This window comes from Halobacillus shinanisalinarum (assembly GCF_022919835.1).
In the GTDB taxonomy this organism is placed as follows: domain Bacteria; phylum Bacillota; class Bacilli; order Bacillales; family Halobacillaceae; genus Halobacillus_A; species Halobacillus_A shinanisalinarum.
The window spans coordinates 4,611,567-4,632,252 of sequence record NZ_CP095074.1 but is presented as its reverse complement, the minus strand read 5'-3'; the positions used below and the strand labels follow the sequence as shown (position 1 = coordinate 4,632,252).

Here is a 20,686-nt window from a genome sequence, read left to right as displayed (position 1 = left end):
GAAACTCCTCAGTCAGTTTTCGTCCATTCTATTATGTAAACTTGTGGTTCTTTTCTCCTTCCTGATCTGCACGGTATATAAAAGCAAAAATTTCTGCGACAACATGGTACAAATCTTCAGGTATCTGCTCATTAATATTCAGTTCCGACAATAGTTCTACGAGCGTAGCATCCTCTTGGACTGGAATATTGCTTTCTTTTGCTTTATCAAGGATGTTGTCAGCTATAATACCTTTCCCTTTAGCAAGGACTTTTGGCGCCTGATCCTTTTCCGTCTGATAACCAAGCGCAATGGCTTCCTTTCGTTTGTTCTTCATATGCGGATGTCTACTCCTTTATGTTCTTTATTTATCTGCGAAGTTTGGATCGGCTTGTTCTGATGACTTGATTGTAGAACTTTGACAGAGGTTAATTCATAACCTAACTCTAAAAGTCCGGACGTAAGGGCAGATTTATGCTCTGAGATAAGATTTTCTGCTGCTTCCATTTGGTTATATATAGTAACAGCCACGCGCCGCTCAACAATCGATAAGTCAATCACTGTTTCCTGCAAATGCTCTAGATCCAAAAAGAACATAATATGGCAATAATCCGGGTCGATTTCACCTTTTTTATTCTTCTTACCCTCCATGTTCAAATGAATATCTTTATTAACGTTTAACAAATCACCAGGGAAGGTAAGTGCTAGCTGAAGCATCTGACCCATTTCTTGGTGGGAAGTAAGCTGTACACCATTGAGCAATTGAACGAGCTGTCTCATCGCATCCTGCCTTAACGAAGGGTGCTCCTGCATGTTTTGAAGCAACAGTGCTTTAATTGTTCCTTCATTTAAAGTTTGCTCACCCTTAGCAAGCTGTTTTTTAACGTTCGATTCATGATTGATGCCGGACAATAAATGCATCATTTTCATTTTAGCAAGAATGGTTTCCTTACTGCCCCTATTTGATTGCAGTGTATTAGTGCGGACAGCCCACTCTATGAGGGCTGCTTTGCTTGTATCAGGAACTTGTTTTGCAAGCAAGGTTTCAAGACTGGATAATGCTTTTAGTGTCGGTTCAGTGCTTCCTGGGAGATGGTTTGAACCTTGCGAAAGAATCGAAGTTGTATGACTGCCTAAAAAGGGGACTAATTTATCAAATACGCCGGATTGAATTATGGATTGATGATTGGCCTGAATTTTATTGATCAGGGTGTCGGATAGTGTTTGTGATCCCGTGATGCCCCCCTTTAGCTGCTTGCTCCATTCCACGAGTACATTGTTCTCCCTTGATGATAGTGGCAGCTGCTGTTCAAATAACCTTCGTAATGCCGTTTCAGCTTGATGACTTGAAGGCAAGAAGGGGATAGACTTCCTCGTACTAATATAATTTCTTACAATTAACTCTATATCCAGACCGGATCCACCCCTTGTAGAAAAAGCACGCAGGAATGACCGCCTGTATTGTTCATAATTGACATCATTCGCAATGACCCCTGCCTGTTTAAAAAGCGAAAAAGTGGTGTCTGTTCCTTGACTGGATTCGGACAATAGTTTCGTTGCGGCCGCTTCTTGAAATGAACGAGAGCGTTGTTTTCCAGATACTAATCCAAGTAAATCGACAAGCTGTTTTTGGACAGGGGCTTTCGATCGGCTCAAATGGTCATACATTTTGGCAAACTGATCTGTTAATGATAGAGTTTGTCTTGCCATAAGTGCCTCGAACACCCCTGTCTTTATTGGCATTTGCTTCTGAAACATTTGCAGCAGTGTCTCGTTCGCATCGATTGTTCCCTTATGCCGCTGTAATATTTCGAAGGCATTTGTCAAATCTGATATTGTAAACATACTCCCTTGTTTGATCAGCTGCAGGAAAAAGTCAACGTTATCCTTGGTTGCTTTTATTCCTAGTTGCCTTAACAAATGAAAACTATCGCGTCGACCTGATGGGGTTGCTTGCGTGGAAATCATCTTCAGCTTTAATGTATCGTCTGTTGATGTTACTTGAAACATATACCTTTCACCGTCTTTTAACGGGACCTCAAGTTGAGCTTGAAACTGACGGTTCCCCACTTGAATCATTGCTCGTTGGCCAGGCAGCAGGTTCACAATCCTGCCTGGTATCATTTGTCCGACTTTAAGCGGCTGCTCCGGTTTTAGGATGGCAGTTTTATGTAGTACTTTAAAAAGTGGATGAGAACCCAGACTCATCAAGCATCCCCCTTATGAAAAAATGATATCTTTAACCGGCGCAAAACTTTTGCGATGATAAGGTGTTGGCCCATATGTATTTAGTGCCTGCAAATGCATAGGTGTACCATAGCCTTGATTTGATGCAAAGCCATAGGTTGGATAGTGTTGACTGATTTCTTTCATCATTCGATCTCGGGTTACCTTTGCCATAATACTTGCTGCGGCAATGGAAACACTGCGTTGATCTCCTTTGACAATCGACTCTTGTGTAAAGGGAACATTCTCAAGCCTCATCGCGTCAATTAATAAATGATCTGGAGCTTCCGATAACTGATTAACAGCCCGCCTCATCGCAAGCTTCGTCGCTTGATAGATATTCCACTTATCAATCTCGTCATTAGTTACAATGCCGACCCCATAATCAGCTTGCTGTTTAATCGCTTCAAAAAATTGTTCCCGTTTTTGAAGGGAGAGTTGTTTCGAATCATAAAGTCCTTCCAAGTAAAAAGTCGGAGGCAAGATAACCGCAGCAGCAACTACCGGACCAGCTAGCGGCCCTCTCCCCGCCTCATCAATCCCCGCGATCAATATCTTTCCAGACGACTTCGCTTTTTTCTCAAAGGAAAGCATACGTTCATATTGTTTCTTTAACTCTTTCTTCCTTTGCTGCATTACATCATATTGCTTGAGAAGCTTATGTACACCTTTGCGCTTATCTTCTCTTAACAATTCTAGTTCGGCATTCGAAAATTGATCTGTATCCAATTTGTATTTTATATCCTTAATCGTTGACTCTTTCATTATGTCATTCCCTCTTTACTTGGATTATCGGCTACTTCTATTAAATATGAAATTCAAAAAGAGCAAGAAGGATTAACAAACAACCTTAGCCCCGGTATGAATTTTTTAATCTAGGCTGTTTTCTAAAAGTTTGTTGCTATTCGGGGTGATTTTTTGACCTATAATAATGGAAGGATTCATAGGTAGCACAGGGAAATATGCGATACTCCTTCCCCATCATTGATAGGAACCGCAACTAGTAGGGAGAGTACATGTTATCAGCCATCACTACTATAAGTCGTGCGTATGACAGCTAAGGACGTGTAGTAGCTAAACGTTAAGGGGGTAGACGTAAGAATGTACACCATTGATTTCGGAAATGGAAGACCTATAACAAGTGATTTCTTATCACAGGAGTCACCTATCACAAATCTCATAATGGCGGTTCCGTTCACACCACAGCGTATGCCTTTCATACGTGAGGACCGGAAAAAACGAGGAACGAAGGAATTCACCATTTATCCCTCATGAACAGTCAGTAAATCCCAAAGATATCGTCGTGAAAATAAGAAGCTATGCAGAGGGTTTACTGTCCGTAAATGTCCGATTTTAAGGAACACAGACATCGTGTAGGCCTGAACGAACCATCAGTGAAAACCCCACTGATGGAAGTTTCACTTTATCATTTGGTGACTTTTTGAACATCCTCTATAAGAAAAAACGCAATCTAGAGTCATTGATCCCTGTTGCGTTTCTGGGTGTTTAATCCGGTTGATCAAAGCTAATTAACCCTAGTTTGCCGCTTCTTAAATCTTGAAGAATGACATCTGATGTTTTATCAAAGTTTACGACACCACCACTCTCCAGGCAGCCCCTTTTTTGACCAATTTGTTCAAAGGCATTCATAATATCATCGTATGTTGAAAAGCCGTAGCGTTCCTTCAATAAATCAGGGTAGCTATTTTTTAAAAAATCCAATACATAGGCAGCAACGTCTTCTTTTGGTAAAATTTGGTCCTTGATTGTTCCTATAGCTGCAAGTCTGTATCCAGTCTCCTCTTGCTCAAACTTAGGCCAGAGAATGCCTGGCGTATCAAGCAGCTCAAAATCTTTCTTAACTTTAATCCACTGTTGCTTTTTAGTAACACCAGGGCGATCCCCTGTAATGGCAGCTTTTTTATTAGCGAGCCGATTAATAAGTGTCGACTTTCCAACGTTCGGAATACCTAGAATCATAGCTCTGGCTGCACGCGGACGTACCCCCTTGGCGCGGAGTTTGTCCATCTTGGTACGGGCAAGATCTTTACCTATCTGAACAACGCGTTGAACATCCTTTTTATCATTTGCTTCGATCGCTAATGCTTTTATGCCCTTCTCCTCATAGAAATCGAGCCAAGCTGTTGTTATGGCTGGATCAGCTAAATCTTTCTTCATGAGCACAACCATTTTCGGTTTATTTTGCAGTAAACCGTGGAGGATTGGGTTTTCTGAAGATATCGGTGCTCTTGCATCGACAAGTTCGATCACAAAGTCAACTAGTTTAAGCTTCTCTTCAGCTTCTCTTTTTGCTTTCGCCATGTGACCTGGATACCATTGTATAGTCATCTTCATCCTCCTTAGTTAACAAAACCAATTCGATCAAAAGGCCAATAAATAAATACAGCCTCACCTACAAGTTGCTCCTTAGGAACCATGCCGATGGTTCTGCTGTCTGTAGAATTGTTACGGTTATCCCCTAAGACAAGAAAGTGTCCCTCAGGCACCTCTTCATAACCTCCTGGAAGCTGATCGATCATAAAATCCTGAGTTAATCTCTCTCCATTTTGAAGCTCGTTTATCTCTTCATTCAAGAATGGCTCATCAATAGGCTTCTCATTGACGTATAGCTGATCATCACGTACAGCCACTTCATCTCCAGGCAGGCCGATCACCCGTTTGATATAATCTTTTCTTTGAGTTGCATGAAAAACAACAATATCGAAACGCTCAGGGGAACCGAAAGTGTAGTTAATTTTACTGACTATAAGATGATCCCCATTATGTAAGGTTGGTGACATGGAGGGCCCTTCAACGACAACAGGTGCGAAAAGAAATACTCTTACAACGATGGCTAAGACAGCTGCGATGGCAAATGCTTTTATCCATTCTAACCATTGCTTTTTCATGGTAGTGTCCCCTTCACAGTTAGAAAAAAAGGAGCTTGGCAGATGCAAGCTCCTCTCTTACTTGATTAAATAATTTCTTTAATACGTGCTGCTTTACCACGTAGATTACGTAGATAGTAAAGCTTCGCGCGACGAACTTTACCGCGGCGAGCTCGTTCTATTTTAGCAAGACGTGGAGAATGTAGTGGGAATGTACGTTCAACGCCTACACCGTAAGAAATCTTACGTACTGTAAATGTCTCGCTGATTCCACCATTCTGACGCTTAATGACAACACCTTCGAAAACCTGAATACGTTCACGGCTGCCCTCAACTACTTTCACGTGAACCTTAACCGTGTCACCTGGACGGAAGTTAGGGTGATCTGTACGAAGCTGTTCTTTTGTAATGTCATGAATAAGCTGTTGCATTTTCCTTCACTCCTTCTTAACTAATGCTCTTGTCTTCTATGAGACAGCGGAACATCGTTTTCCACTTAAACCGTACGTTTAAGCACAACTGATAATATACCATAGTCTACTTGATTTCGCAAGATGTATCAGCTATTTTACCATTCATCAATCCATGCTTTTTCCTGCTTGGTCAACTCACGTTGTTCAAGCAGGTCCGGGCGTCTTTGAAACGTTCTTTTTAAGGATTCATAATGTCTCCACTCTTCAATTTTAGCATGGTTGCCTGACATGAGAACCTCAGGGACCTGATGACCTCTGAATTCTGCCGGCCTCGTATAATGCGGATGTTCTAACAAGCCGCTTGAGAAAGAATCTTCGGGGCAGATTGTTTGTTCCCCAACACCCCAGGAAGCAAACGGACAATCGAATCGGTTACAACCATCGCTCCAAGCTCACCACCTGTTAACACATAATCGCCGATGGAAATTTCGTCCGTAACAAGTTCCTGCCGAATTCGTTCATCATAGCCCTCGTAGTGGCCACAAATAAAAATCAGTTGTTTTTCTTTAGCCAGCTCCTCAGCTTTTTGTTGGGTAAAAGTCTCTCCTTGGGGACACATAAGGATAACACGCGGCCTACTGTTTTGAAGAGTACGAATGTCTTCGATAGCATCGAAAATCGGTTGTGGTGTGAGCACAAGACCAGCTCCGCCTCCATATGGATAATCATCAACTTTCTGATGCTTATTTGTTGTGTAATCCCTGAAATTAACCGTTTGATAACTAAAAGCACCTTTATCAGCGGCCCTTTTTATAATCGACTGATTGAACACGCCCTGAAACATTTCTGGAAACAGCGTTAATATATCAATATGCATTAATCAAGCAGCCCTTCTATTGGATCAATGATCACCTGTTGCTTTTCAACATCTACTTCTTTCACGACGTCTTCAATATAAGGAATCAATACATCTTTACTGCTTTGACGCTTTACAACCCAGACGTCATTCGCCCCTGGTGTAAGGATTTCTTTGATGACACCAATTTCCTCTCCTGAATCCAAAAATACCTTGGACCCAATAATTTCGTGGAAATAAAATTCATGCTCGTCCAATAGCTGATGTTCACTCTCGGGCACCTTAAGAAAGCCTTCCCGATACTCTTCCACATCATTGATCGAGGGGTGGCCTTCAAATGTCAATAAATCAAATCCTTTATGGAGTCGATGGCTTTTCACGATTAATTGTTTCGGCTCTTTTTGATCATGTACCCAATACAAAAGCTGTCCCGGCTGAAATCGTTCATCAAAGTCAGTAATCCGGTGTACTTTGACTTCGCCCTTAATTCCATGCGTATTAATAATTTGTCCGACATTGTATAATTGTTCTTCCATGAATAACATTACCTCGCTCGTATGACGATACCGTCTTTAATGATTATTTGGGGGTCAAACACTTGCTCATCAAATCGATCTCCCACTTCAATAGTGACAAGAGACTCGACTTCATCAATCACAAGCTCACTGTCATTTGGCAATACATTCAATTGTTCCAGTAACTGTTCAGAATGTTTCATTTTGTCTTTACGCTTTTTGATCTCTGCTGAAAAACGTTTCTCTACATCGAATTTAGAAAACTCCCGTTTCTTTTCAAGCTTCTTTTGTTCAAATAGAAGTTGCTCACATTCTTGCTTGAGACGCCCGTATTCTCTTTGAAATTGATCCTTCAATTTCTGTCTGCTTGTTTCCGTTAACATTTGCTTTACAGGTACTCGTTGAATGATCTGCATGACACTTACCTGCCTTATTGTTAAAATAGGCTGCTTTCTAAAAAGAACAACAGAATTTATGAAAGGAGCCTTAAAATAAGATGGAAAAAAAGGGAAAGGTTTTTCCCCTCTCCCTCTTTACATGATATCCAAATAGATTCGTTTGTTTGAATCAGACCCTGCCGCATATACTACCGTACGAATTGCTTTAGCAATTCGACCGTTCTTCCCAATAACCTTACCAACATCCTCTGTATGGACGGTCAAGTGATAGACAATCTTTCTGTCTTCTTCCTTCACCGCAACAACGATCTCTTCAGGATGATCTACGAGCGGCGTTACGATTGTTTCGATCAAGGCTTTCATGATATCACACTACTTTACTTTTGGTTTTTCTTGTCGTGAAATTGCTTCATGATGCCTTCGTTTGAGAATAGGTTACGAACTGTATCACTTGGCTTAGCACCGTTGGACATCCAGTCGATCGCTTTGTCAGCATCGATGTCAACCGCTACTGGGTTAACTACTGGGTTATATGTCCCGATTTGTTCAATAAAACGTCCATCACGAGGTGAACGTGAATCTGCTACTACTACACGATAAAATGGGTTACGTTTAGATCCCATTCGTTTTAGGCGAATTTTTACTGCCATGTTTAAGCACCTCCATCATTCTTAAATAAATGTTTTACACAAGTTTAGATTTTAGCAGATGATTGATTGTGTGTAAAGGTTTTTTGCATTACATAAAGGGAAAATTCATTCCTTTCCCTTTTTTACCCTTTGTATTACTCATTTGCTTCATCATTTTTTTCATGTCTTCGAATTGTTTTAACAGTCTGTTAACTTCTGAAACGGACCTTCCTGAACCTTTTGCAATCCGCTTCTTACGGCTGGCGTTCATTAGGGAAGGGTCTTGACGCTCATTTTTTGTCATCGATTGAATAATGGCTTCAACGTGAGAAATTTGTTTGTCGTCAAAGGAAGCATTCTTCAAGCCTTTCATCTTATTGGCCCCAGGAATCATATTAATGAGTTCATCCAGCGGCCCCATGTTTTTCACCTGTTCCATTTGCTCAAGGAAATCCTCAAAGGTAAAGGAAGCATTGCGCATTTTAGATTCAAGCTCTTTAGCTTGCTTCTCATCCACTTGCGTTTGTGCCTTCTCAATCAATGTGAGCATATCGCCCATTCCTAAAATACGAGAGGCCATACGCTCAGGGTGAAAGGGTTCAAGCTCGTCCAGTTTCTCACCCATACCGGCAAATTTAATCGGTTTGCCTGTGACTGCTTTAATAGATAAAGCAGCACCTCCACGGGTATCGCCATCAAGCTTCGTTAACAACACACCTGTTACGTCAAGTTGTTCATCAAAACTTTCGGCCACATTGACTGCATCCTGACCAGTCATGGCATCGACAACTAAGAAAACTTCATCTGGAGTGACCGCTTCTTTAATTCGCTCCAGTTCCTCCATCAAATCACCGTCGACATGAAGACGCCCAGCTGTATCAATGATGACATAATCATTGTGTTCTTCCTTCGCTTGTTCTACTGCCTGCTTTGCTATATCAACAGGATCAGCTTCTGTCCCTTGTGAATGAACAGGCATATCAAGCTGACGGCCTAACGTTTCAAGCTGCTGGACGGCTGCTGGACGGTAAACGTCTGCCGCTGCTAACAACGGTTTTCGGTTATAACTTTTGCGAAGCAGGTTCGCGAGCTTTCCAGTGGTCGTCGTTTTACCGGCACCTTGAAGACCCACCATCATGATGACAGTTGGCGGCCGGTTGGCAACGGCAATTTTACTCTCATTCCCACCCATTAAGTCGGTCAGTTCTTCTTTTACAATCTTTATGACTTGCTGCCCTGGTGTTAAGCTCTCCATTACTTCTGAACCGACAGCTCGTTCGCGAATGCGCTTAACGAAATCTTTTACAACTTTGAAATTAACATCGGCCTCAAGGAGGGCAAGCCGTACCTCACGACTCATTTCCTTTACATCTTGCTCGGAAACCTTCCCTTTTCCTTTTATTTTCTGGATGGTTTGCTGTAAACGGTCGGATAAACCTTCAAACGCCATCGAAGGAACCCTCCTATTCTAATTCTTGTAGTTGTTTGAGACGGTCACGGATCTGATTCTTATCACCAGACTCTGGGACTGCCTCCAACATGTTCTGGATTAATTGCTGACGCTTATCAAACTTTCCGTACAAATGTAACTTATCCTCGTATTCCTCAAGCATCGCTTCTGTTCGGCGAATATTATCATAGACTGCTTGCCTTGATACATTGAAGTTCTCTGATATTTCACCAAGCGAATAATCTTCTAAATAATAGAGTTCCATATAGTTTCGCTGCTTTGGAGTTAGCAAGGATTGGTAAAAATCAAACAAATAGTTGATACGTGTTGTCTTTTCAAGCACGTCTGAAGCACTCCTTGTTAAGTGAAATACCTTTACATATGAATACTAACGGACACATTCCTTTACTGTCAAGGCTTAGTTACGTCTCATCATCTTCCTCTTCTATCATATCAGCAAACAGGCCATAAACGAAGGCGTGTGGATCAAATGTCTCTAAGTCACTCACTTTCTCCCCTAAACCTACCAGCTTAACGGGAATATCCAATTCGTTACGGATCGCAAGAACAATGCCACCTTTAGCCGTACCGTCAAGTTTTGTTAGCACAATGCCAGATACATCTGTGGACTCTGCAAACGTCTTTGCCTGGCTCATCGCGTTTTGACCCGTGGTCGCATCTAACACGAGCAGTACTTCATGCGGCGCTCCTGGGACTTCGCGTTCAATAACACGTTTAACTTTAGCTAATTCATTCATTAGATTGACCTTATTTTGCAAACGGCCCGCTGTATCACAAATTAATACGTCGGCTTTTTTTGACTTTGCCGATTGAATGCCGTCATAAATAACAGCTGCCGGATCACTGCCTTCACTATGCTTAACTACATTTACGCCAGCACGCTGCCCCCACACATCTAATTGATCAATGGCCCCGGCTCTAAATGTGTCCCCTGCAGCTAATGTGACCTTTTTTCCATCTGCTTTTAACTGGTGAGCAAGCTTGCCAATCGTCGTTGTCTTTCCTACACCATTCACACCGACGAAAAGATAAATCGTTAAGCCATCCGGATTCATTTTAAGCTCTTCTACTTCACCTTGATCCTCATCGCCATAGTAAAGCTCGACAAGTTTCTCAGATATAACTTCCTTCACTTGCCTTGTATCTTTAATATTTCTGCGCTTCACTTCCATCTGCAGTTCGTCAATCATTTCCATAACAGCATTGACACCAACGTCCGCTGAAATAAGCACTTCCTCTAGTTCTTCGAAAAAGTCCTCGTCTACCGTACGATACCGCGCCACTAAATCATTTATTTTACTCGTAAAAGAGTTTCTAGTTTTCGCCAATCCCGTTTTAAACTTGGAAGCGATCGATGCTTCCTTGTCTTCGACTTCTTCTGGATCATGAGGTTGACCTTCCTGGTTCTCATCATCTTCAGTTTCGTCAAACTCCTCAAGATGTTCATCAATGCCTTCAGTTTCTTCCACGGATTCGAGTTCTTCCTCATTCTCTGTTTCCGTTTCTCCTTCAAGGTTTTCGGTAAATCCTTCATCTCGATCAGCATCATCAGACTCTATGGTTTTGCTTTCCTCCTTTTGTATAGATTCTTCTACGGCCTTGTCCATTGGTTCTTCCACAAATTTTTCTTTTAACTTTTTAAAAAAGCCCATCCTATCTTCCTTTCTATATATGAGTGTTCAAAAGGTTGCCAAATGAGAAGCAAGAAGGTCGAGGCGGCGTAGCTTTGAGCAACGGAACGTATGCTTATTGATACGTGAGTAGCGGAAAAAGCAAGCCAACGAAGAGATTCGACGCTTATCATTTGGTGATTTTTTGAACTACCTCTAAATATCAACTAAATCTGCTGTTTCCTCTAATCGCACAGAAACGAGCTTAGATACTCCGGATTCCTGCATCGTAACCCCGTATAGCACGTCTGACTCTTCCATCGTTCCTTTTCTATGAGTAATGACGATAAACTGTGTACGTTCACTAAATTCTTTAAGGAATTTAGCAAAACGATCCACATTCGCTTCATCCAAAGCTGCTTCTACTTCATCCAGGACACAAAAAGGAACCGGACGCACTCTCAGAATCGAGAACAAAAGGGCAATAGCAGTCAAGGCCCGCTCCCCGCCCGATAACAGACTCAAATTCTGAAGTTTCTTCCCTGGCGGCTGGGCAACAATATCGACACCTGTTTCAAGCATATCATCAGGCTTTGTCAATTGCAGATCTGCTTTCCCCCCACCAAAAAGTTCTTTAAACACTTCACCAAATTCAGCACGAATCTTGGTGAAGGTTTCTTCAAAACGACGTTCCATCTCACTATCCATTTCGTAAATAATTGAATAAAGGGTTTCTTTGGCTTCTAGCAAATCGGTTTGCTGACCTGTTAAAAAGTCATAGCGCTCAACGATCCGATCGTATTCCTCTATAGCACCGAGATTTACCGTCCCAAGTTCCTCGATCGCTCGCTTAATTAACTTCACCTTGGTTGATGTTTGGTTCACATCCTCTACGCGGCTATAATCATGACGTGCTTTTTCAAATGTAATTACGTATTCCTCTTGTAAATAGTTCAGCATGTTTTCAAGCTCAACATCGAGGCGGTTAGCTTTTACTTCTTTTTGCTGAATATCTTGAATATAATTTTGATGCCTGCGCTTAATCTCTTTAAGTGTTTGTTCTTCCTGTTGAACGGAGAGGGCAAATTGATTTCGCTCTTCCCGTCTTTCTTGAATAAGCGCGGAGGTTGCTTCTTTTCTAATTTTCGTTTTTTCTATTTCTTCCATCAATTCCTCTTCGGTCTGATTCGAATCCACCACTTCAACTAATTGCTGGTAGGAGTGACGATTCTTAGTCAACTGCTCCTGAACAATACGTAAATCTTCCTTTGCCCGATCTGCTTTTTCCTTTTGATTAGCAACGGCTGAATCCTGCTCAGCAAGCTTAATTTGCAAGCTTTGATAGTGTTCTTTTTGATTCGCTTCATTCTCTTGTTGTTGTTCCTTGGCCGTACTTAACTCGTCAATTCGCTCTTGCAAATCTTGCAGCTGTTTGCTTAGTGAAGTCAATTCTTTTTCAAGTGATTTCAACCGCTCTCTTGTTTGCTTTTCATCATCTTTAAACTGGGATTGATCTTGGTCATACAACTGTAGCTGGTCATTTAAATGATCCACCTTTACCTGTAACTCTCTTGTAGCCGATTGTTCTTCATACTCAGCATTACGATAAGAAGACACTTCGTCTTTTAATTGCTCTCTTTTTTCCGTATCGGAAGCGAGCTTTTCTTTAAGCTGCTTGACCTTTTGTTCTACATCTTTTGCTTTTGCATCGAAAGAAGTAATCTTTTCGGATAACTCCTGCAGTTCTTTTTCACGTGTAAACAGGGATTGATTGGATTTCTTTTGCGCTCCCCCTGACATCGAACCACCTGGATTGACGACATCCCCTTCTAACGTAACAATCCGGTATTTTCTATTGACCACATTTGCAAGCCTATTCGCCTGTTCTAGGTTGTCTGCAATCACGATGTGTCCTAACAAATGTTGAATAGCTTTTTCATAGCGTGCGTCATATCGAATGAGCTTGGCCGCTACCCCAACAAAACCTTCTTGCTCAGCCAGCTGACTTGCCGCCTTTCCATATACAGAACGCGGTTGAATCGATGTTAAAGGTAGAAAAGTGGCCCTTCCTTTGTTATTTTGCTTAAGCCAATGAATCGCTTGGCGGCCCGCCTTCTCATCTTGGACGATGACATGCTGTGCTTGAGCACCCAAGGCTGTTTCGATAGCCGTCATAAATTTGGCAGGGATATCAATAACTTCAAGAATAGCACCTTCAACACCATGAACAAGCTGATTCTCCCTTGCTTTAAGTACTTCACGTACACCTTGAAAATAGCCTGAGAAATCTTCCTTCATTTCTTCAAGCATTTCTTTTTTCGAACGGAGCTTTTCTAAGTATTGATAACCCTGGTAAAGCTTTTGCTGCCATTCCTGATAGGATTGATCATCCTGTTTTATTTGATTTGTAAGCCTTTCAAGTTGCTGATCTCTATCTTCACGCTTTTGTGTAAGTTCTTGAAGTTTGCTCGTCCGTTCCTGCAATGAAGCAGCCATAGAGCTTCTATCATCCAACAGTTCTTTAAACTTCCCTTGCTGTACTCCTTTTTTGTTATCCAGCTGAACAAGCTGTTGATCCAAGGTTTGCTTCTGATTTCGTTTGGCTGCCTGGTCGTTTAACAAATCAATATAATCACTTTTACAGTCCTCGATCTCAGCCTCCATATCATGAACGCCATCGTTGAGTACATCTTTCGTTCGTTTAAGTGAATCTTTCGTTTGCTTACGTTGTTGCACATCAGCTTTTAGTTTATCCGCTTCTTCTTTTGCTGTTTGTTTTAAAGTATCAAGCTTAGAAGTCAAATCCTTATGCTCTGTTTCTAATTTGGTTTTATTCTCAGAATAATGCTTGTGGCGTTCCTTCATTAACTCTTTTTTACCTTCTAAATTCTCTAAATCCTGGGTCAGGACTAACAACGTTTCCTGTAAGTCTTCAATCGATTCCTCAAGTGCTTCCATATCCTTACGTTTTTTCGCAATTGATGACTCGTTCTCTCGGATGGTTCCCTTTAATTCCTCTTCCTGCTGTTTCACTTCATCTAATTGTGTTAGAAGACCTTTCCAGTCTGCATGAAGATTCTCAATTTGAGTCACAAGTAACGAAATCTCCACTTGTTTAAGCTCTGCCTTTTTCTCTAAATAATCTTTAGCAACAGACGCCTGCTCCCTTAGTGGTTCAAGCTGTCCATCAATTTCATGAATAATATCCTCAACACGGTTTAAATTTTCTTGTGTTTCGAATAGCTTATGTTCGGCTTTTTTCTTACGTTGTTTATATTTAAGTACACCTGCAGCCTCTTCAAAAATCGATCGTCGCTCTTCCGCCTTTGAGCTTAGAATCTCTTCAACCTTCCCTTGACTTATAATCGAGAAAGCTTCCCGGCCTAAACCTGAATCCATGAACAAATCAATAATATCTTTTAAACGGCAAGTTTGATTATTTATATAAAATTCACTATCCCCTGAGCGATACACCCTTCTCGTTACACTTACTTCCTGGTAGTCAAGAGGTAACGTATGAGCCTCATTATTTAACGTTAACGTAACCTCAGCCATATTTAACGCTTTTCTCGTATCACTTCCTGCAAAAATAATATCCTCCATTTTTGCTCCACGCAGTGACCGGGCAGACTGTTCCCCGAGGACCCAGCGGATCGCATCGGTAATGTTACTTTTCCCACTGCCATTCGGACCCACTACGGACGTCACTCCGGAAACAAAGTCGACCGTTACTCGTTCTGCAAATGATTTAAATCCTACCGTATCTAGACGTTTGAGGAACATATACATCCTCCTGTTTTATTAACAAAAATACTTGATTTCAACTTACTTATTTTATCATAAACTATGACTGAGCGGTAGGATACTTGAGGTGTGCAGTGTTTTTGTTCTGGCATAGGAAATTATAAAAATATTTGCGTGTGTGAAAACTTACAAGAAGAGTTTCATTCAGTACGCAGCACAAGACACGCAAGATTAGTGAATCGCATCGTATTCCGTTATAAAAAAAGAGAAAGGTGGCGAGGAAAACGACTCGTTTTCCGTGGGCGAACGCCGAGCCTCCTCGCTACGCTGCGGGGTCTCGTCAAGTCCGGTGTTCCCACAGGAGTCTCGCCTTTTCCCCGCCCCCTTATGAAGATGAACGGCCGCCCAAGGGGACTCAGTGTCCAAAAGAAAAACGGTTAAGCTTCATCATAATAAAAAACTATACATGCTGCCAAATACAACCGGGGCATCTCGCACTTTTGTTCTGAAGAAATGAGAAAGAGGGTTTTAAAAAGGAAGAATTTAATTTATGATAATATATAATAGATTATAGAGATGCTTAAGGAGGCTTTGATCGTGAGTTTACAAGAACCCACTCAAGAGAATTTAAATACCATTATTAATGACATGGCTGAGCGCCTGCAAGTTGTCAACCGCTCGCTCATGGATCCAGAGGACTATGACCTAAACAAGTACGAGGAAATTAAATCACTGCACGATATTATCGAAATGAAAGGTCAGTTGAGTGTTTCTGAAACCCAAGCCTTTGTGACAGAACTAGGTAACTACCGTAAGTAGAGTGGAGAGGGCGTTTCAGTTCTTTCCCATAGATAGGTATCTAGATTAAGAAAGACACATCCACTTTTTTGAATGGGTGTCTTTTTTTATGGTTAAACGGCGCCTACAATCGCTATAATCGGCACCTTTAATAGATGAAAGTTGTACCTTTTAGAAATTTAAATAGATAAGCCTATCATTCTTTGTATACGCACCCACAAACAGTCTTGCGTTCGGGCAAAACGTACTTGAGTGGTACGACTCAGTTGTCGAGATGAGAGGCAGGGTTAAGTATTTAATTGCTAGTAAAAGGTGCTAGGATGGATTCAAGTAATGTTTCCACTTTTTTAGGATTAATGAATCATAAATCAAATTCATCTACATCCCCGCTCTCTGATTCTATTCATCAATTCTTACCAGAACCTCATCAGTGCTTTCATCTTGATCTTTTGTTGTAATAAAAGAATTTTGCAGAATACGCCAATATCCACCAATTGTTTTGTATGCCTTCTCAAATTTTCACCTTCTACCATTTCACTTACAAACTCAATATATTCTACCAAAATCTTGGATGCTTTCTCTTCATCCTGAGGAGTTAAAGAGTGTCTCATGCTTATTTCAATACTTGGAGCTTAACTAAATCCTCTATCCATTAAGACGATTTCACGGTAGAAAGCAAAAAAGACGGTACAGATGAATGTTCATCTGGCCGCCTTTTTTCACATCGCCCCCTGATTCATAAGAGCCTGCCTGGCTGCTTTCTGTTCCGCTTCTTTCTTCGTACGTCCGATACCAATGCCCGCATTTTCGCCCTGCACACGTACGTGAGCAATGAATTCTCGGCTATGGGCTGGACCTCTTTCTTCAACGATTTCATATTCAATCCTGCTGCTGCGATCTCGCTGAATAAATTCCTGAAGCTGACTCTTATAATCCATCGCATGAGAAAAAGCACCATTTTTGATCTTTGGATAAACGTATTTTTCAAGGAAAAGGACGACTTGATCAAAGCCTTTATCTAGATACAAAGCCCCGATAAACGCTTCAAAGACGTCTGCTAATAATGCTGGACGGTTACGCCCGCCTGTCATTTCTTCTCCTTTACCGAGCAAAATTAAATCTTGAAAATTTAAGTCGTTCGCAAAATTAACTAAAGAAATTTCACAAACGATGGATGCCCTCAGTTTAGTTAATTCACCTTCAGCCATTTCTGGAAACTCCCGGTATAAATATTGAGAAACACCCAGTTCTAATACAGCATCCCCTAAAAATTCAAGACGTTCATTATCTTCTCGGTCCGTTTTACGATGCTCATTCACATAGGATGAATGGGTAAAAGCTTGTTCCAGCAACGACACATTTTGAAATTGCACATGAATTTTGTCTTGGAAACTGGAAAAATCCTCCATAAATCACCTTGTCCTTTGTTGTAGAATGATAAATATAGGAAAGGCTGCCTGAAGAACAGGCAGCTATTCAATGATTACGATACACTGTTTATGTAGTTAACAGCGTCGCCAACAGAATTGATTTTTTCAGCTTCTTCATCAGAAATTTCCATATCAAACTCATCTTCAAGCTCCATTACTAATTCTACAACATCAAGTGAGTCTGCTTCTAGATCTTCTTTGAAGGAAGCTTCCATTGTTACTTTAGATTCGTCTGCATCGAGACGATCGACAATGATTTGTTTTACACGATCAAATGTATCTGCCATAGGAACTTCACCTCCCTTCAGTTATTATAGTAGATTTCACTTACAGAAACCAGATTAATTTACATCACCATGCCGCCGTCAACATGAAGTGTTTGGCCTGTAATATAGGCAGCATCCCCTGAAGCCAGGAAGCGAACGGCTCGAGCAATATCTTCCCCTTCGCCTAGACGGTTCAATGGGATCAATGCAAGCATCTGTTCACGTTGGTCATCTGTCAGCTGATCGGTCATATCTGTCGTGATATACCCCGGGGCAACAGCATTCACCGTAATATTTCGTGAAGCAAGCTCTTTTGCATTAGACTTCGTTAAGCCGATGACCCCTGCTTTAGCTGCTACATAGTTGGCTTGTCCAGGGTTGCCTGAGACACCCACGATAGAAGAGATATTTATGATGCGGCCAAACTTTTGCTTCATCATTTGTCTCGTTACCCCTTTTGTACACATAAAAACACCTTTTAAATTCGTATCAATTACATCGTCAAATTCTTGCTCCTTCATGCGCATCAGCAGGTTATCTCTGGTTATTCCAGCATTGTTGACTAAAATATCTAAGCGGCCGAATTCTTCTACAACTGTCTTCACCATTCGGCTGACATCATCTGCCTGTGAAACGTTCGCTTGAATTTTAATCGCTTCACCACCGTTGTCTTTAATTTCCTGAACAACAGCTTCTGCTCTTTCTTCACTGCCCGAATAATTCACGGCAACTTTTGCACCATTTTTAGCAAGTTCGAGCGCAATCGCCTGGCCTATTCCACGCGAAGCACCCGTTACAAGTGCCACTTGTTCATTCAGCATTATTGATCCTCCTTGTTCCATTCAACGAATGAAGCAACCGATTCAGAATCCTCAATCGCAAACGTCTTCATTCTCCGTTTTACTTTTCTAACCAGTCCACTAAGTACTTTGCCTTGTCCCACTTCTACAATAGCATCAATGTCTTCTTCGACAAACGCTTCTAATATTTCTTGAAAGCGAACAGGGGAGTATAGCTGCTCTATTAACAAACTTCTTATTTGATCAGCATCGGTTACAGCCTCTGCTGACACGTTTGCATAGACAGGAAGCGAAGCATTACGCACATTCGTTTTCTCTAAAGACTGGGAGAAGCTTTCACTAGCTGGCTTCATTAATCTTGAGTGAAAAGGGCCGCTGACGTTAAGTGGAAGAACACGCTTTGCACCGGCCTCTTTTAGTTGTTTAGAGGCTGTTTCTACACCTTCAGCTGTTCCAGATATAACGATTTGCCCCGGACAGTTAATGTTAGCTAAATCAACAGGTTGTTCCGGATCCAGCCCAGATAACACTTGCTCAATCTCTTCTTTACCTAATCCGAGGACTGCGGCCATAGCACCTAAACCTGTCGGATACGCCTCCTCCATCAGCTTGCCGCGTGTGTGAACAAGTTTGACAGCATCGATCGCATCAAGGGCCCCCGCGCTTACTAAGGCACTATATTCACCCAGACTGTGACCAGCTGTCATCACTGGAGAGATGCCTTCTTTTTCTAATACTTGAGCAATCGCCACACTATTTAGTAACAGGGCTGGCTGTGCATTTTCTGTTTTCGTTAATTCATCGGAAGGTCCTTCAAACATTAACGAAGTTAACGAATAGCCTAAAGCTTCATCTGCTGCATCGAATAACTCTTTCACTTCTGGATAGCTTTGATACATTTCGTGACCCATTCCGACTTCCTGGGATCCTTGTCCTGGAAAAATAAATGCTGTACGTTTCATTCATTCTCCTCCTTTACTTGCAGTTCCTTCATTGAATTCGCGATTGTAGAGGATACATTTTGTTCAATCATATGACAAGCCTGGCGAATCGCATTATAAACCGCACGCTCGTTCGACGATCCATGTGCTTTAATCACAGGTGCAGCGAGACCGAATAAACCGGCCCCTCCATATTCGGAATAATCAAGCTTCGTTTTTAATTGCTGCAAATCATTTTTAGCAAGACCTGCAGCAAGTTTGGTTTTAAAGCTCGACATAAAGGTTTGTTTAATCATAGAGAACATCGTTAAAGCGGTGCCTTCAATCGTTTTTAATGTTACATTTCCCGTAAAGCCATCTGTGACGACAACATCCGCTGCCCCACTTAATAAATCCCTTGCTTCAACATTCCCAATAAAATGAATGGGCGCGTCTGAAAGCAGTTTATAAACTTGCTTCGTTAAATCACTGCCTTTGCCTTCCTCAGTACCGACATTTAATAAACCCACCCTTGGTTTATTTAGCCCGCGAACTTTTTCACTATAAATCGAGCCCATAATCGCGTATTGCAGCAAATGATTCGGTTTAGCATCAACATTCGCTCCAACATCAAGCATTAAGAAACCCGTTCCATCTTCTGTTGGAAGGGTGGGGCTCAACGCTGGACGATCTACCCCTTCCATTCGACCGACAACAAACAGCCCTGCACTCATAAGCGCTCCCGTATTTCCAGCAGAAATACAGCCGTCTGCTCTCCCTTCTTTCACTTCTTTAGCCATTAAAACCATGGAAGCATTCTTTTTTCTTCGCACAGCTCGAACTGGTTCATCCTCTGAGGTAATCATTTCCTCTGTATGTATTACTGATATATTAGGAGCACCGCCTAGTAATGGGTTCATTTGATTCTCATCACCAATTAACGTAATCGATAACCCATCGATCGCAGATGCTGCTTCCACAGCTCCCTTCACAATAGCATCAGGGGCATGGTCCCCGCCCATTGCATCTATGGCTAATTTCATTGCTTATTCACTCCTTTTGACATCTTGCTGACGGAACATCTCAAACGTCCCCGCGAACACTTCTTCACTATCTACAAAACTATGGACATCGACAATGGTACGTCCCTTGTTGTCGTCTCCTCTTACAAAGGCTTTGGCTACGACACGCTCCCCTCGCTTAACTTGACGCATAAAGCGAATGCTTGACTCAGCAGTAAGGGCTAGTTCTTCGTCGATCACAGCTACTGCAAGAGAGTTTGCTTGGGCAAAGAGGTGATGACCGCGAGCTATATCATTTCTTGAAAAAACATGCTCCGATTTTATATCCAAAATTGAAATTGCGCGCTGGTCCAGTTCCAAGTCAATCACTTCACCTATCACTTCCTCTATAGGCAGTGCTTTAACCGTCTCATTCCACTCCTGTGTCGCTACAGACCTAATCCGCTCTCTTAACTCTGGAATGGCTAACTCCATCCGGTCAAGGCGGATTGTCTGGATACTCACACTGAACCGGTTAGCTAATGCTTCATCTGTTACAAAAGGAGTTGCTTCGATCGTCTCCTTCAATTCACTTTGCCTGACTTGCTTCGTGCGTTTCATTTGCGCTCTCCACCGTTCGTTTGTCACAAATCTTATGACTAGGTACTAACAGTAATATATAATACCTGAAACGATTACGCAACACTTTCCCTATGATAGGCGGACGAACGAGAAAAACACA

At 41.8% G+C, this 20,686-nt stretch carries 21 protein-coding genes and 1 pseudogene; 1 reads left to right on the top strand and 21 read right to left on the bottom strand.

Features of this window, described 5'->3' with window-relative positions; all coding sequences use genetic code 11:
* Positions 1–31: 31 nt before the first annotated feature.
* The 15 genes and pseudogenes from MUO14_RS22960 to smc form a co-directional block, all read right to left on the bottom strand.
* On the bottom strand, positions 32–316 hold the full coding sequence (locus MUO14_RS22960) for an EscU/YscU/HrcU family type III secretion system export apparatus switch protein (protein WP_244752809.1): 285 nt from the start codon (positions 314–316) through the stop codon (positions 32–34).
* Complete coding sequence (locus MUO14_RS22955; protein ID WP_244752808.1) at positions 313–2,187, bottom strand: hypothetical protein; 1,875 nt, start codon at positions 2,185–2,187, stop codon at positions 313–315. The genes MUO14_RS22960 and MUO14_RS22955 overlap by 4 nt, the downstream gene beginning before the upstream one ends.
* A gap of 12 nt (positions 2,188–2,199) precedes the next feature.
* Positions 2,200–2,970 (bottom strand): ribonuclease HII, encoded by a 771-nt coding sequence (locus MUO14_RS22950; protein WP_244752807.1) that lies wholly within the window; start codon positions 2,968–2,970, stop codon positions 2,200–2,202.
* A 741-nt stretch (positions 2,971–3,711) separates the two neighbouring features.
* Positions 3,712–4,554 carry a ribosome biogenesis GTPase YlqF gene (ylqF, locus tag MUO14_RS22945; RefSeq protein ID WP_244752806.1) on the bottom strand — a complete coding sequence of 281 codons (843 nt, stop codon included), beginning with the start codon at positions 4,552–4,554 and terminating at the stop codon, positions 3,712–3,714.
* An 11-nt stretch (positions 4,555–4,565) separates the two neighbouring features.
* Positions 4,566–5,114, bottom strand: a complete 549-nt coding sequence (gene lepB, locus MUO14_RS22940) for a signal peptidase I (RefSeq protein WP_244752805.1) — start codon at positions 5,112–5,114, stop codon at positions 4,566–4,568.
* A 65-nt stretch (positions 5,115–5,179) separates the two neighbouring features.
* Positions 5,180–5,524, bottom strand: coding sequence for a 50S ribosomal protein L19 (gene rplS / locus MUO14_RS22935; RefSeq protein ID WP_244752804.1), 345 nt, complete (start codon positions 5,522–5,524; stop codon positions 5,180–5,182).
* Between the two features lie 137 nt (positions 5,525–5,661).
* Positions 5,662–6,350 (bottom strand): annotated as a pseudogene (gene trmD, locus MUO14_RS22930) (tRNA (guanosine(37)-N1)-methyltransferase TrmD).
* A 32-nt stretch (positions 6,351–6,382) separates the two neighbouring features.
* Positions 6,383–6,898 carry a ribosome maturation factor RimM gene (rimM, locus tag MUO14_RS22925; protein ID WP_244752803.1) on the bottom strand — a complete coding sequence of 172 codons (516 nt, stop codon included), beginning with the start codon at positions 6,896–6,898 and terminating at the stop codon, positions 6,383–6,385.
* 8 nt (positions 6,899–6,906) lie between these two features.
* Positions 6,907–7,293, bottom strand: a complete 387-nt coding sequence (locus MUO14_RS22920) for a YlqD family protein (RefSeq protein WP_244752802.1) — start codon at positions 7,291–7,293, stop codon at positions 6,907–6,909.
* Between the two features lie 117 nt (positions 7,294–7,410).
* Positions 7,411–7,638: a KH domain-containing protein gene (locus tag MUO14_RS22915; protein WP_244752801.1), complete on the bottom strand. Its 228-nt coding sequence runs from the start codon at positions 7,636–7,638 to the stop codon at positions 7,411–7,413.
* A 14-nt stretch (positions 7,639–7,652) separates the two neighbouring features.
* Positions 7,653–7,925, bottom strand: a complete 273-nt coding sequence (rpsP, locus tag MUO14_RS22910; protein WP_163530520.1) for a 30S ribosomal protein S16 — start codon at positions 7,923–7,925, stop codon at positions 7,653–7,655.
* Between the two features lie 88 nt (positions 7,926–8,013).
* Positions 8,014–9,354, bottom strand: coding sequence for a signal recognition particle protein (ffh, locus tag MUO14_RS22905; RefSeq protein ID WP_244752800.1), 1,341 nt, complete (start codon positions 9,352–9,354; stop codon positions 8,014–8,016).
* Positions 9,355–9,367: 13 nt separating this feature from the next.
* On the bottom strand, positions 9,368–9,697 hold the full coding sequence (locus MUO14_RS22900; protein ID WP_244752799.1) for a putative DNA-binding protein: 330 nt from the start codon (positions 9,695–9,697) through the stop codon (positions 9,368–9,370).
* Positions 9,698–9,776: 79 nt separating this feature from the next.
* Positions 9,777–11,027, bottom strand: coding sequence for a signal recognition particle-docking protein FtsY (gene ftsY / locus MUO14_RS22895; RefSeq protein WP_244752798.1), 1,251 nt, complete (start codon positions 11,025–11,027; stop codon positions 9,777–9,779).
* Between the two features lie 174 nt (positions 11,028–11,201).
* Positions 11,202–14,768 (bottom strand): chromosome segregation protein SMC, encoded by a 3,567-nt coding sequence (smc, locus tag MUO14_RS22890; protein WP_244752797.1) that lies wholly within the window; start codon positions 14,766–14,768, stop codon positions 11,202–11,204.
* A 558-nt stretch (positions 14,769–15,326) separates the two neighbouring features.
* Here smc and MUO14_RS22885 point away from each other — a divergent pair.
* On the top strand, positions 15,327–15,548 hold the full coding sequence (locus MUO14_RS22885; RefSeq protein ID WP_244752796.1) for a DUF1128 domain-containing protein: 222 nt from the start codon (positions 15,327–15,329) through the stop codon (positions 15,546–15,548).
* Between the two features lie 698 nt (positions 15,549–16,246).
* Here MUO14_RS22885 and rnc read toward each other — a convergent pair.
* From rnc to fapR, 6 genes are all read right to left on the bottom strand, one after another.
* Complete coding sequence (gene rnc, locus MUO14_RS22880) at positions 16,247–16,936, bottom strand: ribonuclease III (RefSeq protein WP_244752795.1); 690 nt, start codon at positions 16,934–16,936, stop codon at positions 16,247–16,249.
* A 74-nt stretch (positions 16,937–17,010) separates the two neighbouring features.
* The gene (acpP, locus tag MUO14_RS22875; protein WP_244752794.1) at positions 17,011–17,244 is read right to left on the bottom strand and encodes an acyl carrier protein; all 234 of its coding nucleotides are present in this window, start codon (positions 17,242–17,244) and stop codon (positions 17,011–17,013) included.
* 59 nt (positions 17,245–17,303) lie between these two features.
* A complete protein-coding gene (gene fabG / locus MUO14_RS22870) occupies positions 17,304–18,044 on the bottom strand; it encodes a 3-oxoacyl-[acyl-carrier-protein] reductase (protein WP_244752793.1) in 741 nt (246 codons plus the stop codon).
* Positions 18,044–18,985: an ACP S-malonyltransferase gene (fabD, locus tag MUO14_RS22865; protein WP_244752792.1), complete on the bottom strand. Its 942-nt coding sequence runs from the start codon at positions 18,983–18,985 to the stop codon at positions 18,044–18,046. The genes fabG and fabD overlap by 1 nt, the downstream gene beginning before the upstream one ends.
* On the bottom strand, positions 18,982–19,986 hold the full coding sequence (gene plsX, locus MUO14_RS22860; protein ID WP_244752791.1) for a phosphate acyltransferase PlsX: 1,005 nt from the start codon (positions 19,984–19,986) through the stop codon (positions 18,982–18,984). The genes fabD and plsX overlap by 4 nt, the downstream gene beginning before the upstream one ends.
* A 3-nt stretch (positions 19,987–19,989) precedes the next feature.
* Positions 19,990–20,565, bottom strand: a complete 576-nt coding sequence (fapR, locus tag MUO14_RS22855) for a transcription factor FapR (RefSeq protein WP_244752790.1) — start codon at positions 20,563–20,565, stop codon at positions 19,990–19,992.
* Positions 20,566–20,686: the final 121 nt, after the last annotated feature.

Coding starts and splice junctions, on each gene's coding strand:
- MUO14_RS22960 (WP_244752809.1), bottom strand. CDS start 316: ATGAAGAACAAACGAAAGGAAGCCATTGCGCTTGGTTATCAGACGGAA.
- MUO14_RS22955 (WP_244752808.1), bottom strand. CDS start 2,187: ATGAGTCTGGGTTCTCATCCACTTTTTAAAGTACTACATAAAACTGCC.
- MUO14_RS22950 (WP_244752807.1), bottom strand. CDS start 2,970: ATGAAAGAGTCAACGATTAAGGATATAAAATACAAATTGGATACAGAT.
- ylqF (WP_244752806.1), bottom strand. CDS start 4,554: ATGACTATACAATGGTATCCAGGTCACATGGCGAAAGCAAAAAGAGAA.
- lepB (WP_244752805.1), bottom strand. CDS start 5,114: ATGAAAAAGCAATGGTTAGAATGGATAAAAGCATTTGCCATCGCAGCT.
- rplS (WP_244752804.1), bottom strand. CDS start 5,524: ATGCAACAGCTTATTCATGACATTACAAAAGAACAGCTTCGTACAGAT.
- rimM (WP_244752803.1), bottom strand. CDS start 6,898: ATGGAAGAACAATTATACAATGTCGGACAAATTATTAATACGCATGGA.
- MUO14_RS22920 (WP_244752802.1), bottom strand. CDS start 7,293: ATGCAGATCATTCAACGAGTACCTGTAAAGCAAATGTTAACGGAAACA.
- MUO14_RS22915 (WP_244752801.1), bottom strand. CDS start 7,638: ATGAAAGCCTTGATCGAAACAATCGTAACGCCGCTCGTAGATCATCCT.
- rpsP (WP_163530520.1), bottom strand. CDS start 7,925: ATGGCAGTAAAAATTCGCCTAAAACGAATGGGATCTAAACGTAACCCA.
- ffh (WP_244752800.1), bottom strand. CDS start 9,354: ATGGCGTTTGAAGGTTTATCCGACCGTTTACAGCAAACCATCCAGAAA.
- ftsY (WP_244752798.1), bottom strand. CDS start 11,027: ATGGGCTTTTTTAAAAAGTTAAAAGAAAAATTTGTGGAAGAACCAATG.
- smc (WP_244752797.1), bottom strand. CDS start 14,768: ATGTTCCTCAAACGTCTAGATACGGTAGGATTTAAATCATTTGCAGAA.
- rnc (WP_244752795.1), bottom strand. CDS start 16,936: ATGGAGGATTTTTCCAGTTTCCAAGACAAAATTCATGTGCAATTTCAA.
- acpP (WP_244752794.1), bottom strand. CDS start 17,244: ATGGCAGATACATTTGATCGTGTAAAACAAATCATTGTCGATCGTCTC.
- fabG (WP_244752793.1), bottom strand. CDS start 18,044: ATGCTGAATGAACAAGTGGCACTTGTAACGGGTGCTTCGCGTGGAATA.
- fabD (WP_244752792.1), bottom strand. CDS start 18,985: ATGAAACGTACAGCATTTATTTTTCCAGGACAAGGATCCCAGGAAGTC.
- plsX (WP_244752791.1), bottom strand. CDS start 19,986: ATGAAATTAGCCATAGATGCAATGGGCGGGGACCATGCCCCTGATGCT.
- fapR (WP_244752790.1), bottom strand. CDS start 20,565: ATGAAACGCACGAAGCAAGTCAGGCAAAGTGAATTGAAGGAGACGATC.